Origin of the sequence: Microcoleus sp. EPA2 (genome assembly GCA_020882975.1) — a bacterium.
Classification (GTDB): domain Bacteria; phylum Cyanobacteriota; class Cyanobacteriia; order Cyanobacteriales; family Microcoleaceae; genus Microcoleus.
In genome coordinates, this window is sequence record JAHRFD010000026.1 from 82644 (window position 1) to 94868 (window position 12225).

At 43.8% G+C, this 12225-nt stretch carries 13 protein-coding genes; 5 read left to right on the forward strand and 8 right to left on the reverse strand.

Translation table 11 applies throughout. From position 1 onward, the window contains the following. Positions 1 to 7 precede the first annotated feature (7 nt). A complete protein-coding gene (locus tag AAFP14_RS20570; protein ID WP_341734068.1) occupies positions 8 to 1057 on the forward strand; it encodes a calcium-binding protein in 1050 nt (349 codons plus the stop codon). A 182-nt stretch (positions 1058 to 1239) separates the two neighbouring features. On the opposite strand, the gene AAFP14_RS20575 is transcribed toward AAFP14_RS20570, so the two are convergent. The 4 genes from AAFP14_RS20575 to AAFP14_RS20590 all read right to left on the reverse strand — a co-directional run bounded on the left by AAFP14_RS20575 (position 1240) and on the right by AAFP14_RS20590 (position 4078). Further along, positions 1240 to 2007 carry an ABC transporter ATP-binding protein gene (locus tag AAFP14_RS20575; RefSeq protein WP_341734069.1) on the reverse strand — a complete coding sequence of 256 codons (768 nt, stop codon included), beginning with the start codon at positions 2005 to 2007 and terminating at the stop codon, positions 1240 to 1242. A gap of 148 nt (positions 2008 to 2155) precedes the next feature. Continuing rightward, the gene (gene glyQ / locus AAFP14_RS20580; RefSeq protein WP_341734070.1) at positions 2156 to 3034 is read right to left on the reverse strand and encodes a glycine--tRNA ligase subunit alpha; all 879 of its coding nucleotides are present in this window, start codon (positions 3032 to 3034) and stop codon (positions 2156 to 2158) included. Positions 3035 to 3338: 304 nt separating this feature from the next. Beyond that, the gene (locus tag AAFP14_RS20585; protein WP_341734071.1) at positions 3339 to 3674 is read right to left on the reverse strand and encodes an element excision factor XisI family protein; all 336 of its coding nucleotides are present in this window, start codon (positions 3672 to 3674) and stop codon (positions 3339 to 3341) included. Continuing rightward, positions 3659 to 4078, reverse strand: coding sequence for a XisH family protein (locus tag AAFP14_RS20590; protein ID WP_341734072.1), 420 nt, complete (start codon positions 4076 to 4078; stop codon positions 3659 to 3661). The genes AAFP14_RS20585 and AAFP14_RS20590 overlap by 16 nt, the downstream gene beginning before the upstream one ends. Positions 4079 to 4203: 125 nt before the next feature. Here AAFP14_RS20590 and AAFP14_RS20595 point away from each other — a divergent pair, with 125 nt between their 5' ends. After that, positions 4204 to 5055, forward strand: coding sequence for an Rpn family recombination-promoting nuclease/putative transposase (locus AAFP14_RS20595; RefSeq protein WP_341734073.1), 852 nt, complete (start codon positions 4204 to 4206; stop codon positions 5053 to 5055). A gap of 231 nt (positions 5056 to 5286) precedes the next feature. Here AAFP14_RS20595 and AAFP14_RS20600 read toward each other — a convergent pair whose 3' ends face one another. The 3 genes from AAFP14_RS20600 to AAFP14_RS20610 form a co-directional block, all read right to left on the reverse strand. Next, positions 5287 to 5574 (reverse strand): NfeD family protein, encoded by a 288-nt coding sequence (locus AAFP14_RS20600; RefSeq protein WP_341734074.1) that lies wholly within the window; start codon positions 5572 to 5574, stop codon positions 5287 to 5289. A 111-nt stretch (positions 5575 to 5685) separates the two neighbouring features. Further along, positions 5686 to 5973 carry an NfeD family protein gene (locus tag AAFP14_RS20605; RefSeq protein WP_341734075.1) on the reverse strand — a complete coding sequence of 96 codons (288 nt, stop codon included), beginning with the start codon at positions 5971 to 5973 and terminating at the stop codon, positions 5686 to 5688. 902 nt (positions 5974 to 6875) lie between these two features. Next, positions 6876 to 7349: a GNAT family N-acetyltransferase gene (locus AAFP14_RS20610; protein WP_341734076.1), complete on the reverse strand. Its 474-nt coding sequence runs from the start codon at positions 7347 to 7349 to the stop codon at positions 6876 to 6878. Between the two features lie 36 nt (positions 7350 to 7385). Between AAFP14_RS20610 and AAFP14_RS20615 the strand changes: the two genes are divergently transcribed. Next, positions 7386 to 7832, forward strand: coding sequence for an NADAR family protein (locus tag AAFP14_RS20615; protein WP_341734077.1), 447 nt, complete (start codon positions 7386 to 7388; stop codon positions 7830 to 7832). Between the two features lie 33 nt (positions 7833 to 7865). On the opposite strand, the gene AAFP14_RS20620 is transcribed toward AAFP14_RS20615, so the two are convergent. Then, entirely contained in the window at positions 7866 to 8627 is a 762-nt protein-coding gene (locus tag AAFP14_RS20620; RefSeq protein WP_341734078.1) for a Uma2 family endonuclease, read from the reverse strand. A 339-nt stretch (positions 8628 to 8966) separates the two neighbouring features. On the opposite strand from AAFP14_RS20620, the gene AAFP14_RS20625 reads away from it, so the two are divergent. Both AAFP14_RS20625 and AAFP14_RS20630 read left to right on the forward strand, forming a co-directional pair. Beyond that, the gene (locus tag AAFP14_RS20625) at positions 8967 to 10112 is read left to right on the forward strand and encodes a hypothetical protein (RefSeq protein ID WP_341734079.1); all 1146 of its coding nucleotides are present in this window, start codon (positions 8967 to 8969) and stop codon (positions 10110 to 10112) included. 358 nt (positions 10113 to 10470) lie between these two features. Continuing rightward, a partial coding sequence (locus tag AAFP14_RS20630; RefSeq protein ID WP_341734080.1) for a tetratricopeptide repeat protein occupies positions 10471 to 12225 on the forward strand: 1755 nt, incomplete at its 3' end.

Genomic DNA, 12225 nt, shown 5'->3' on the forward strand with positions numbered 1-12225 from the left:
AGAAACTATGAATTACGATATCTTTGACGAAAAATACTACCTTGCCTCCTATCCTTGGCTGAAACCAGCCATTGATGCAGGAATCATCAAATCTGGCAGAGAACACTTTGAAAAATTTGGTCAAGCCGCCGGCCTCACCAAAATATCGCGGTATTTTGACGAAGCTACCTATTTAGCTCAAAATCAAGACCTTGCACCCTTTATTCGCACTGCCACCAACCCAAATCGACAGTTTGTTTCAGGCTTAGACCACTTCATCCAGTTTGGTTACGAAGAAGGCCGCACGCGAGTATCGCCTGACTATGACGAAGTTTTTTACTTAAAGCGCCACCCCGATATAACTCCCTTCGTCGAAAGTGGAACTTTTAAATCTGGTTTTCAGCACTTTATCAAATTCGGAAACACAGAAGGTAGGTATGGCACAAGTTTCTTTGAACCCCGTTACTTGTCAGACAACCCAGATGTTGCGGCAGTTGTGGCGACTGGAACTTTGAAAACGGGTCGAGAACATTATCTAAAATTTGGGCAATTTGAGTCAAATCGATTCGGATTTTTTACGGGAACTAACGGTAATGATATTGTCACGGGATTTACAGCCGGCAAAAATCAAATTACAGGGCTGCAAGTAGCTTTCGCCGGCCCTAATCCACCCTTTGGTATTAATAAGAATAAATATGATACTTTGAAATTGGATGACATCTTGAGAGAGCCTTTTACGACGACTAATGAATTCGATACATTAATTGGCACTGCTGGTACTGATTACTTCGTCCTCGGAGATGGTGTTCCCAATGGCCGACGTAATTTTCTCAGCCGGATTAGTTTCTATGCAGGGAATGGTGAGGCCAGGATTGTCAACTTTGAAAAAGGAAAAGATTTTCTCCAACTTGCGGAAAGCTTCGATCAACTTACCATCAGTCCATCAGGGGGAGACTTATTAATTCAAACATCGGGAGATACAATAGCCCGCATTCAGGGTGGAGCAAATCTAAATCTGCAACAGATTCCGATGACAAATCCGTTTAGTCCTCCTGTAGGTCTCACTTTCCTAGGGTAGAGAATAGAGAGTTTAAGTAATATTAAATATCAAATCCGTTGACAACGAAATTATTATTTCTTTCTTCTCTTTCTCTGTGTCCTCTGTGGTTTAATCATTCCGATACAACCGGAATAAATATAAGTGTCCCTAAAACGAAGCATCAGCAACAACTAAACAATCTTCTACCGTTGATTTAAAATTCACCATTCTTGTTGTGCTTCCGTTTCTGCTTTGATTAAATTTTGCCGCATTTCCCCCCAATTCATCTTAGTAGAAATAGAATTTTCCAGGAGTTGACCACGCTGTAAATATAAAACTCTGGTTGCAAATTCCCTGGCTAATTCTAATTGGTGATTTACCATTAAAATAGTCATTTTGCTGTTCGTTAACTCGGTGAGTACCTGCATCAGGTGGTGGGATTTGCCGGCATCTAGGGCGGATGTGGGCTCGTCTAAGAGCAAGATTTTGGGTTGGAGGACGATCGCCCGTGCGATCGCCACCAGTTGTTTTTGGCCTACTGAGAGTTGCAATTCAGTGCGTGTCAGCCATTCTTCGGGTATGTGCAATTGTGCGATCGCCCCACTAATTCTCTCTGCAATGTTTGATGGATTCACGCCCCGCAGCTTCAACGGATAAGCCAATGCTTCTCGCACAGACATTCCCAACAGCTTCGATTCCTGAATAACCAGGGTGATTTGTCGGCGAAGTTCGATCGCCCCTATTTGCCGATATTCCTGATTTTCCAGATAAATCGCGCCACTGGTAGGGCTGCTGAGTCGGTTTAGCAGCCGCAACAGGGTAGTTTTCCCCGCACCGGAAGGCCCCACAATCGCCACGCGATCGCCCTTGTGTACCTGAAACGAGATATTGTCCAATAAGTAGCTAGAGGCGATCGGTGTTTTAAAACTTACATTATCAACTCGCAATTGAGGAGTGGTTTCTGGATGATTTTCAGAATAATTAGGCATTGAATTAATTTAAAATAGGAATAATTATTTTTATTGAACCGCGAAGACGCGAAGGACACGAAGGAAGAAGAGGGAAGAAGATAGGAAGAATTAGATAGTCTTCTACGTATCCGTCGTGTCCGCATTCGTGTCGTGTCCTTTTTCCTTCTCAGGCTTTTACTGCTTTTTCTAAGGGGAATTCCAGCTTTTCGCGCTGTTCCAAATAAAGCTGAGCCACCCGTCGCGCCAAGTTGCGAATTTTAGTAATATACCGAGTTCTTTCTGTTACCGAAATCACGCCTCTAGCATCTAATAAATTGAAAGTATGCGAACATTTTAGCACATAATCAAGACTAGGTAAAACTAATCCTTTTTGGGTCAATTGTTCCGCCTCTTGTTCGTACAGCCCAAACAGCGTAAACAGCAATTCAGGATTAGAAGCTTCAAAGTTGTAAGTACACTGTTCTATTTCACCTTGCAGGTGAACATCGCCGTAAGTGACGCCATCTTTCCACTGAATTTTAGTCATCGCATCGACTTCTTGGAGATACATCGCGAGGCGTTCTAGCCCGTAGGTAATTTCAATCGAAACCGGGCGACAATCAATGCTACCGCACTGTTGAAAATAGGTAAATTGGGTAATTTCCATGCCATCGAGCCAGACTTCCCAGCCGACACCCCAAGCACCTAAAGTCGGAGATTCCCAGTTGTCTTCTACGAAGCGAATATCGTGGTCTTCTGGGCGAATTCCTAATGCTCTGAGGGAGTCTAAATAGATGTCTTGGATGTTGGGAGGAGAGGGTTTAATTAAAACTTGATATTGATAGTAATGTTGGAAGCGGTTGGGATTTTCGCCGTAGCGTCCGTCAGTGGGGCGGCGACAGGGTTCGACGTAGGCGACAGACCAAGGTTCGGGCCCGATCGCTCTGAGAAAGGTGTGGGGATTCATGGTTCCCGCACCTTTTTCTGTGTCGTAGGATTGGGCGATCAGGCAGCCGCGATCGCTCCAGAATTTGTTTAAGGTGGCAATGACTGATTGAAAGTTCACTGGTTTAAATCTGGTTAGGGAGTGTCTAATACCAATTTTTTATGAGGCTGCATAGAATTCCGATCCCCCCTGACCCCCCTTAATAAGGGGGGGATAAGATTCTTCTCAAAGTCCCCCTTCTTAAGGGGGATTTAGGGGGATCGAGATATATGCAACTTCACCTTAAATTGGTATAAACTTATTTAAGCATACTAAAGGCAAGGTTTATTTCAATAAACCATGTATCGCTGGATATTTAAGTTCTTTTTTCAGGTATATTGTATCGATCGAGTTATGGCGATCGCTCTCTCTGTAATGGCGATCGCTACACCGCCTGAAACACCACTGGGCTAGGACTATTTTGATAATCTAGGCCAGTCATAATATGCTCTGGTTGGATACCTGCGACAATCAGTGCAGCGGTTAACCCTTCCTCAAAGTTATCTTCTTCAATGATGACATGGCGATCGACCAAGCGAGCGTGAAACAGAATCGTGTCGAGCCAGCGTTGCTTGTCCCAGCCTGTAGCGAGAATCAGGAAATGACCTGAATCCGTATCGCAGACGGGATAAAGCTGAATCGCTTGTAAACGAGGTTGCGATCGAGTTGCTTCTTGTAGCGTTTGTTTGAGGATATCTGCATAATTTAGTGAGCGATCCATTGAACAATAGCCTCCTGCTCTGGTTCGTAAACTAATAAGTTAATTCTATTCCGTTGAACGGCTAGTTGAAAAATTGGTTTTTGGAAATGTCGAATATAGATGGTTTGACTAATAGCTAGGAACAACTGCCGCTTGGATTCTTGCTCATCCAAAGCCCATTGGTAAAGCTGAAGCTGTCCCATCATTTTTTCCAGTTCATTAATTACTGAAGGAGAGTCGAAGTCTTTGATTTCCACAGCAATTTTCCGTTCATCTTTTTCTGCTGCGAAAAATTTTTCTGCTCCTAAATCAGGTTTCAAGAGCGTTTGTTCTAACACTAATATCAACGGATCATCAGTAATTGTCCACCCATCTTTTTCGAGAGTGTGGCGCAGGGATAGATGTAAATTATCGCGTCTAGACATTAGTTCTGAAAGCTTGATTTATCGTTATATTTTAGCATAATTTGATACAATTTGCCACAGCTTGATGAGGAACAAAAATTTAGAGAATCATTTCACTCCTTAATATGGTTCTCCGGCGCGTCGTTGTGATCTATCCCAATCGTCGCATCGAACACGAACAGATGCTGCAATTTCAGGAACTCCTAACCAGTCAGCGGGTGCAACGGATTTACCTCGATGAATTGCCAGAATCAGCCGATCGCTCGTTGGGAGTGAAAGTTGTTAAACTGGTAATCGAGCCAGCAGAGACAGCAGCAGAACAAGCACGACAGTCGATCGCCATGGCCCGCCAGCAGTTGTCCGATCCCACCGTTCTACGCGATTTAATCAACCTCATCGAAACAATTATCGTCTACAAACTCCCCCAGAAAAGCCGCGAGGAAATTGCCGCCATGCTAAATTTAAGCGAACTCAGAAACACTCGTTTTTATCAGGAAGTCAAGCAAGAAGGTTTAGAAGAAGGACTCGAACAAGGACTCGAACAAGGTGAACGTCAGGCGAAGTTAGAAGCCATTCGTCGCACGATCGGGTTGGGGATAAATTTAGAGACGATCGCACAATTGTTAGATTTGTCTCTCGAATTTGTGCGACAAACAATTCACAAAATTCAACGGGAATCGATGTCACTCCCCGAACAAAAGATTGACTCATTTATCGAACTGTTAACCCAGCAGCGATCGCTCTTTTCTGCCACACAATTAACTGAACTAGGGCAGCTAATTGAACCTTTATCAGACGACAGCGATGTCCTTTCCGAAGCGATTTCATCCTGGGCTGCAAATTACCCTTCAATTCAGGAAGCTCAAGCTAAACTGCTGGAACCCCTACCGCCGATCGCCAAAGCATCAGAAAATGCCGCAGTCAGTCCAGAAAGTAGCCAATCTCCAATGGGCGATCGCCTCAACAAGCAAGCTCTCAAAAATGCCATTTTATTGTAATAATTCGGCGGTTGAAACCGCTACTACACAAACAAAGCCCGCCGACGCGGGCTAAGAAATAAAGCGGGGATTTCAGCTAAATTGCAAGGCTCTTGTAGGGGCAATCCCCCCGTGGTTGCCCTTAGCCCTAGGCATCGTGCGTTAGTGCTCTAAAAAACAAAATAGTCAGAGTCCCGATTTTTTGAAGAAGTCGGGACTCTGACAGTGAAAAGGTTTAGATTACTTTCTCGTTTAGTCTGCCGGTGCGAGGGAAACTAACAGGGTGATGTTGTCAACGCCGATGACAAAAACCGTGTCTCCTGGTGTTAAAGTGATTTGGCGATCGCACCGTGCGGGCCACCAGCTACCTTGGAAGCGGACGCGACCAGTTTGATTCGGATAAATTGATTCATCGACTACTGCTTCTTCGTTGAAGTAGTGGAAATTGGTATTGATGTAGTTGTGGATTAACATATTATGTGCTGTGATGTATTTTTGATTAGAAAAAATAGAACCGAAAGCTTTTACTACGTTCAACATTTCCCTGACTCCTTTGTTGTTTATATAATGTAATTTTGTATTTATGCTATTTGAGAGGCTGCATTTCCTCGATTGCCATTGATTACTTTTTCTGGTTGTTCGCGCTTTAATTTAGTCTGCCGGCGCGAGGGAAACCAAAAGAGTGATGTTGTCAACGCCAATCACAAAAACCGTGTCTCCCGGTGTTAAAGTGATTTGGCGATCGCACCGTGCGGGCCACCAGCTACCTTGGAAGCGAACGCGACCAGTTTGATTCGGGTAAATTGATTCATCGACTACTGCTTCTTCGTTGAAGTAGTGGAAATTGGTATTGATGTAGTTGTGGATTAACATATTATTAGCAGTGCTGTAATTTTGAGCGGAAAAGATAGAACCGAAAGCTTTTACGACGTTGAACATATCCCTAACTCCTTTTGTGTTAATATAGGATGTAATTTTGTTTGTATGCAATTTGAAATGCTGCATTTCCAGGGTTGAGATTATTTATTCCTGATATTTCCTTGTTCTTGCTTTCCCTCCTTTTTTCAGGATAGAATTCAAATAAATTGGGAAATACTTAAGGAAGTTAACAATCTGTTTAGAAAAATCCTAAATCTGCTAATTACCAGGGATGTAATTAAGGATTTAGTTGTTTTGTTGTTAGTGGTATTTACCTCAAGGTTGGATGTTGTTAGCTACATGAGAGATTGAGTGATTCCGCATTACTGAGACTAGGAAAATATTTTATTTTTCGGTTGGCTTTTTTTGAGTGGGTTGTGACTCACTTGCTTTACATTTACTAATTTGCCAGGAGTCTAAGGTATTTGGTGCGATCGCCTGTCCACTTTCGAGTCCTGGTATTGGCACAGGACAATTTACACCAGGCAAACAACGATTTTATAAGGTTTTCCGGCTAGATAACAGCCCTAGTGCTGTGCCACTTACGCCCAGTGACACAGCACTATCTAAATCATCAACTTACAGAGTCGGAAGCTGCAAACCCGGAATATCTGTAAATTAGACATCTGTTAAACAGCCTGTGATATCAATTCCGGTTGTACCGTCAGGTGATTTAACCGCGAAGGCGCGTTCCCCGCAGGGGTTCCCGTAGGGTAGGACGCGAAGCAAGAGAAGAGAGGATTTTATATCAATTGGCTACAAATTACCCACAGCATCTAAATCAGCCGGTTTTCTAGGCACAATCCCCCTAGAAACGCCCCTATCGATCGCCTAAGTCTATCTACTTATCATCAGTCAACCTCTCCCATAATTACCGTGGAACAGGCATCCAGCCTCTTCAAGACAAGGTTTTTAGGAGATGTCTAGTCTCTAAAATTTGTTTGATACTGCATAATAGTGACAGGAATTCTGAAAAAAACTTTAGCTAATCGAGACAAGCCGAATTTAAATTTAAGCGACTGCGGTAACTCTTGCCATGCAGCTTGTACGAAGCCAAAACGAGTGTAAAATGCTGCTAGTCGCGAACCCAAACATTCTAAGTACAGAGGTGCTGTAGCCTGTGCAATCAAATGTTGAGTGAGGTAAGTCCCCAAACCTCGATCGCGCCAATCCTTCCTCACCACCAAACTGCCCAATTCTTGCGCCCCCGCAAAGTTCCGCAACTGTCCGCAAGCAGCCAGATGTCCACCACATTCTATTACCCAGAATTGCTGCCAACGCAACTGAGTTGGATCGAGTTTTGCACTCCAGACTAACATTCTAATTGATTTGATATCTTGAGCTGAGGCTGGGCGGATGGTGCATTCTGATGGTAATGAAGTAAAATTCTGAGTCATTCGTTTTGATATAATCATAAAAAGCTCATAAATATTATGCCAATTTATTTCTACAGCCCTAGGGACGAGTATGGCAGTTTTTCTAATTTCTCTGCTCACGGCTTCGAGTTAGACGGGGAATACTGGCCAACTAGCGAGCATTATTTTCAAGCACAAAAGTTTCCCGGTACGCTTCATAGCGATCGCCTTCGCCAACTAAAAACACCAAAAGAGGCCGCAAAAATGGGGCGCGATCGCACTCTGCCCCTGCGTTCCGATTGGGAACAGGTGAAAGACGAGATTATGAAAAAAGCTGTGCTGCGGAAATTTGAAACTCATGGGGAAATTCGGGAAATTTTACTAGCCACTGGTGACGAGGAAATAGTGGAAAATTCACCCATTGATTACTATTGGGGTTGTGGCAAAGATGGCAGTGGCAAAAATATGTTGGGACAGATCCTGATGGCTGTGCGAGAGATATTGCGATCGCGCACCGAAGGCTAAAATAAAACTCACAGCTTTCTGGATTGAGGATGATTAGTTGAGAGCATTGGGATCTTCCCCCAATTCTCGCAATCTAGCTGCTAGTCGATCGGCTCGCTGACGTTCCTGTTCCGCCTGTTGTTGAGCAGCTTCCGCCTGTTGTTGAGCAGCTTCCTCCGGTAACAAAACTAAATTGCCAAATTCGTCGAAAAAACGCACCCAAGTAGCCGTTTCTCGATCGACTGTTCCTTCCCAAGTTCCCAACCAAAAACCCAAGGTTTCGCACCACAGCCAACCCCGCTCATTCGCCACTAACGGTTCATAGCGCAAGCCGGGATTTAAACGCCATCCTTGCAAAGAATTTGGATCGAAAGGATCGAATATAAAATAATCAGGCGTCCTAAAAATCCGCTCGTAAATATCCTTTTTTACTCCTTTGTCTGCACTAGCAGTTGAGGGCGACAGCAGTTCCACAATCACATCCGGGTAACGTCCATTTTCCTGCCAAACAACCCAACCTTGTCGAGTAGGAGTGCTGTCAACATCCATCACCGCAAAAAAATCAGGCCCTCGAAAATCACGATTGCGAAGCTGTTCGGCGCTGAAATAAATAAACATATTACCGCCCGCAAAAAAATCGCTGCGGTGAGCTAAACCTTGCTCTAAAGAACGAATTAAAACATTCATACCTATGCGGTGGCGGTTGCTTTCCATTTCTGCACCATCATCAAAGATTAAATCAATCGGCGGCTGATTTTCTGCGAAGAACAAATCTTCTTCTGTCAAAATTTGATCGGCAACTGATTCAACTGACATCGTACCATCTCCCGATTTAGTTTTATCGATGTTTCTATTCTACAATGTCACTTGTCAGAACTCACAGATGCGGCCATAGATACCTGTTCCACAATCAACAGTATTTTCTCTTAATTTATTGTGGGGTCTCTCGTCCGCAGGCTCTGCCTGGGGACGCAGATCCAGAGGCTCTGCCTCATCTTTTCCTCCGTAACTGACGAGGCAGAGCCTCTAGATATCGGTTCCCAGGCAGAGCCGGGGAACCAGTTACAGGACAGTTACAGACGATTTACGATATACGTCAAATTTAACGTACAATAAAAACAACGTAGATTGCACAAATATAATTAAGCATACAAAATGAAAGCAAATCCAGGCGGAGAAATTGCCCCAGCAGAAGTCATGGGGCGGGACAAGTTAATTGCTGATTTGTGGGGGATTTTAGAACAGCAAAGTGTCATCTTGAGTGCCGAGCGCCGGATGGGCAAAACTTCGGTCATTAAGAAAATGAAAGCCGAAGCTACCGCAGATAAATTGCCGATTTATCGCGACTTAGAAGATGTGAAATCTCCCTTAGAATTTGTCGAAAAAATCTTTAAAGATGTCGAAGATTATTTAACAGGTTTTAATCGCACCGCCAAGAAAACTCGCGGATTACTAAAACACTTGGGAGGAGCAGAATTTAGTGGTTTCAAGTTACCTGAAATAGCCGCGCCTCACTGGAAAGCATTGCTGACTGAAACCATCGCAGATTTGGTAGAAAATCAAGACCGCAGAGTCATCTTGTTTTGGGATGAAGTCCCCTATATGCTGGACAATATCGGGGATGCAGCCGCGATGGAGTTGCTCGATACATTGCGATCGCTCCGCCAGATGTACCCGGCGGTGAGAATGGTTTATACAGGTTCGATCGGATTGCATCACGTCCTCGGCGTGCTCAGAAAAGCGGGCTATACAAACGACCCGGTTAATGATATGTACGTCCAAGATGTGCCACCGCTATCTGCCAAAGATGCCACGAATTTAGCTCGGAAATTGCTAGAGGGCGAAAATATAAAAACACCGGATATTCAAGGAACTGCGGTTTTTATCGCCGATGAATTAAGTAACATTCCTTTCTACATTCATCACTTAATTGTTAAACTCAAATTGCGCGGTGGTTTAGGGGATATCGCAGCAGTTAAACAAATCATTGCTGATTGTTTAGATGACCCGCTGAATCCTTGGAGGATGGAACATTATCGACAACGACTTGATAGTTACTACGATGACAAACAGCGTCCTTATGCTCTGAATTTGCTCGATATTTTGGCAGCGGCTGAAGGGGCTTTGTCCTTTGATGAGTTGTTTCAGGGGATTAAGCAAGAGTCGGAAACTCAAGATAAGGAAATGGCGCGGAAGGTGTTAAGGCTTTTGGAGCAAGATTACTATATTTATAAGCAAGATAGCAAATTTAAATTTCGCTATCCGCTGATTCAAAAATACTGGAAATCCTTGAGATGTTGATAGTATTCGCGTGCCCAGGTGGAGTCCGTTAGTCCGTCAGGGGTTTAAACCCCTGCCTCAAAGCGAAAGTCCTCTCAAGAGGACTAAAGAGTTCTTTCGTTATCTTTCATTTCCAGGTGAAAAATCTCAAATCCGCTAGCCTTAGAATGATTCATCTTTCTATTCTCTCCCTCTGCGCCCTCTGCGGCCTCTGCGGTTAAAAAAATATTCCAATGCAACTGGAAACAATATAACTTCTTCAGTCCTCTTTCAGAGGACTTTCGCTATGAGCCAGGGGTTTAAACCCCTGGCGGACTATCGGGTTAGCAGAGAGACTAGCGGGCGGGCAAACTAACAAAAAAACCAACCAAATCAATCCATGAAAAACACAATAATCTCCCGATTTACCCCTAGCTTGATGGCACCAGAAACCCTCGAAGCCATCCTCGTCCAGCGTCACCAACTCGCCAACTATTTAGTAGATAACATCCGCGAGAGCACACTCACAGATAACAAACATTATCCACTACTAATCGGGCCGCGCGGCATTGGCAAAACTCACTTAGTTTCCCTGATTTATCACCGCGTTGCGAAGATGGAGGATTTGCAGGATAAATTGCTAATTGCTTGGCTGCGAGAAGAAGAGTATGGAATAGCATCTTTCTTGGATTTATTAATTGCCATATTGCGTGCCATTGGTAAAGAATATTCGGCAGAATATCAGACTGAGTTACACGATGCTGTCGAAGGGCTTTATGAGTTGTCGCCGGAGGATGCGGAATCTGTGGCGGCACAATTGTTGAGAGATTTTGTGGGAAAGCGCGTTTTGCTGTTGATTGTGGAAAATTTGGATGATGTATTTGGTGGGTTGGGCGATATCGGACAAAAGGAGTTTAGGGCTTATATTCAAAATAATAGTTTTTTTACTATTTTGGCAACTTCCCAAAGTTTGTTTGATGGCATTGAAAGCCGTGACAAACCTTTTTATGGCTTTTTTTATCCTCACAATCTCAATGAATTATCACTCGATGATGCTGTAAATTTATTAAATCAGATTGCTAGCTTGGAAGGCAAGACAGAATTAGCAGATTTCATTCAAAATTCCACGGGGCGCAATCGGATTAAAGTTGTGCATTTCCTGTCTGGAGGCAGTCCCCGCATCTATATGGTTTTCTCCGATTTTTTGGTGAACCGCGAATCTCTCAATGGACTGGTGGAAGCATTTATGGCGATGCTAGACGATTTAACGCCCTATTACCAGGATCGGATGAAATATATCTCAAATCAGCAGCGCAAGATTGTGGATTTTTTGGCAGATTTGCGACGCGCGGCCCCGGTGAAGGAAATTGCGAAACGCTGTTTTATCTCTCAACAAACTGCATCAAGTCAATTGAAGGATTTGCGGCAAAAGGGTTATGTGAAAACTGAAGAAATCGGGCGAGAGTCTTGGTACGAATTGCGGGAACCGCTGATGCGTTTTTGTTTGGAAGTGAAGAAGCAGCGCAATGAACCGATTAGATTGTTTGTGGATTTTTTGCGGGTTTGGTATACGAAGGCAGAGTTGCAGCAGCGATTGGGATTGAGGATGGCGGATGTGGATTTTGGGGAGAAGGAAAGTCGTTTTGAGTATCGGCGAAATTTGGAACCGATTCCTCCTGATGCTGTGATGGAACGAGAATATTATACGCGGGCGCTGGAGGAGATTGAGAGAAATGAGGAAGATCCGCGTTTCAAGGCTTATTTTGATGAGATTGAATATTGTCGCGAACAAGAAGATGATGATTCGGCTTTAGAATATGCGGAGAAATTGGTAGCAAGTCGCGGCGAGGCAAAGGATTGGTCGGAAAAGGGACGCTGTTTAAATAAGCTGAAACGCCGGGATGAAGCTTTGGAATGTTTAGATAAAGCTATTGAAATTGATTCTAATTATGCGAGGGGTTGGGCTTATAAAGGTACTGTATTTAACAGTATAGAACGCTATGAAGAAGCTTTAATATCTTGCGATAAGGCGATCGAACTTGATGCCAATTATCAGTCAGCTTGGGCTAATCGAGGCAATGTACTCAACAACCTCAAACGCTATGATGAAGCTTTAGCATCTTTCGATCGGGCGATCGAACTTGATGCCAATTAT

What these genes read in the sequence shown, in the direction of transcription:
- AAFP14_RS20570 (WP_341734068.1), top strand. Translation starts at nt 8, where the DNA reads ATGAATTACGATATCTTTGACGAAAAATACTACCTTGCCTCCTATCCT.
- AAFP14_RS20575 (WP_341734069.1), bottom strand. Translation starts at nt 2,007, where the DNA reads ATGCCTAATTATTCTGAAAATCATCCAGAAACCACTCCTCAATTGCGA.
- AAFP14_RS20585 (WP_341734071.1), bottom strand. Translation starts at nt 3,674, where the DNA reads ATGGATCGCTCACTAAATTATGCAGATATCCTCAAACAAACGCTACAA.
- AAFP14_RS20590 (WP_341734072.1), bottom strand. Translation starts at nt 4,078, where the DNA reads ATGTCTAGACGCGATAATTTACATCTATCCCTGCGCCACACTCTCGAA.
- AAFP14_RS20600 (WP_341734074.1), bottom strand. Translation starts at nt 5,574, where the DNA reads ATGTTGAACGTAGTAAAAGCTTTCGGTTCTATTTTTTCTAATCAAAAA.
- AAFP14_RS20605 (WP_341734075.1), bottom strand. Translation starts at nt 5,973, where the DNA reads ATGTTCAACGTCGTAAAAGCTTTCGGTTCTATCTTTTCCGCTCAAAAT.
- AAFP14_RS20610 (WP_341734076.1), bottom strand. Translation starts at nt 7,349, where the DNA reads ATGACTCAGAATTTTACTTCATTACCATCAGAATGCACCATCCGCCCA.
- AAFP14_RS20615 (WP_341734077.1), top strand. Translation starts at nt 7,386, where the DNA reads ATGCCAATTTATTTCTACAGCCCTAGGGACGAGTATGGCAGTTTTTCT.
- AAFP14_RS20620 (WP_341734078.1), bottom strand. Translation starts at nt 8,627, where the DNA reads ATGTCAGTTGAATCAGTTGCCGATCAAATTTTGACAGAAGAAGATTTG.
- AAFP14_RS20625 (WP_341734079.1), top strand. Translation starts at nt 8,967, where the DNA reads ATGAAAGCAAATCCAGGCGGAGAAATTGCCCCAGCAGAAGTCATGGGG.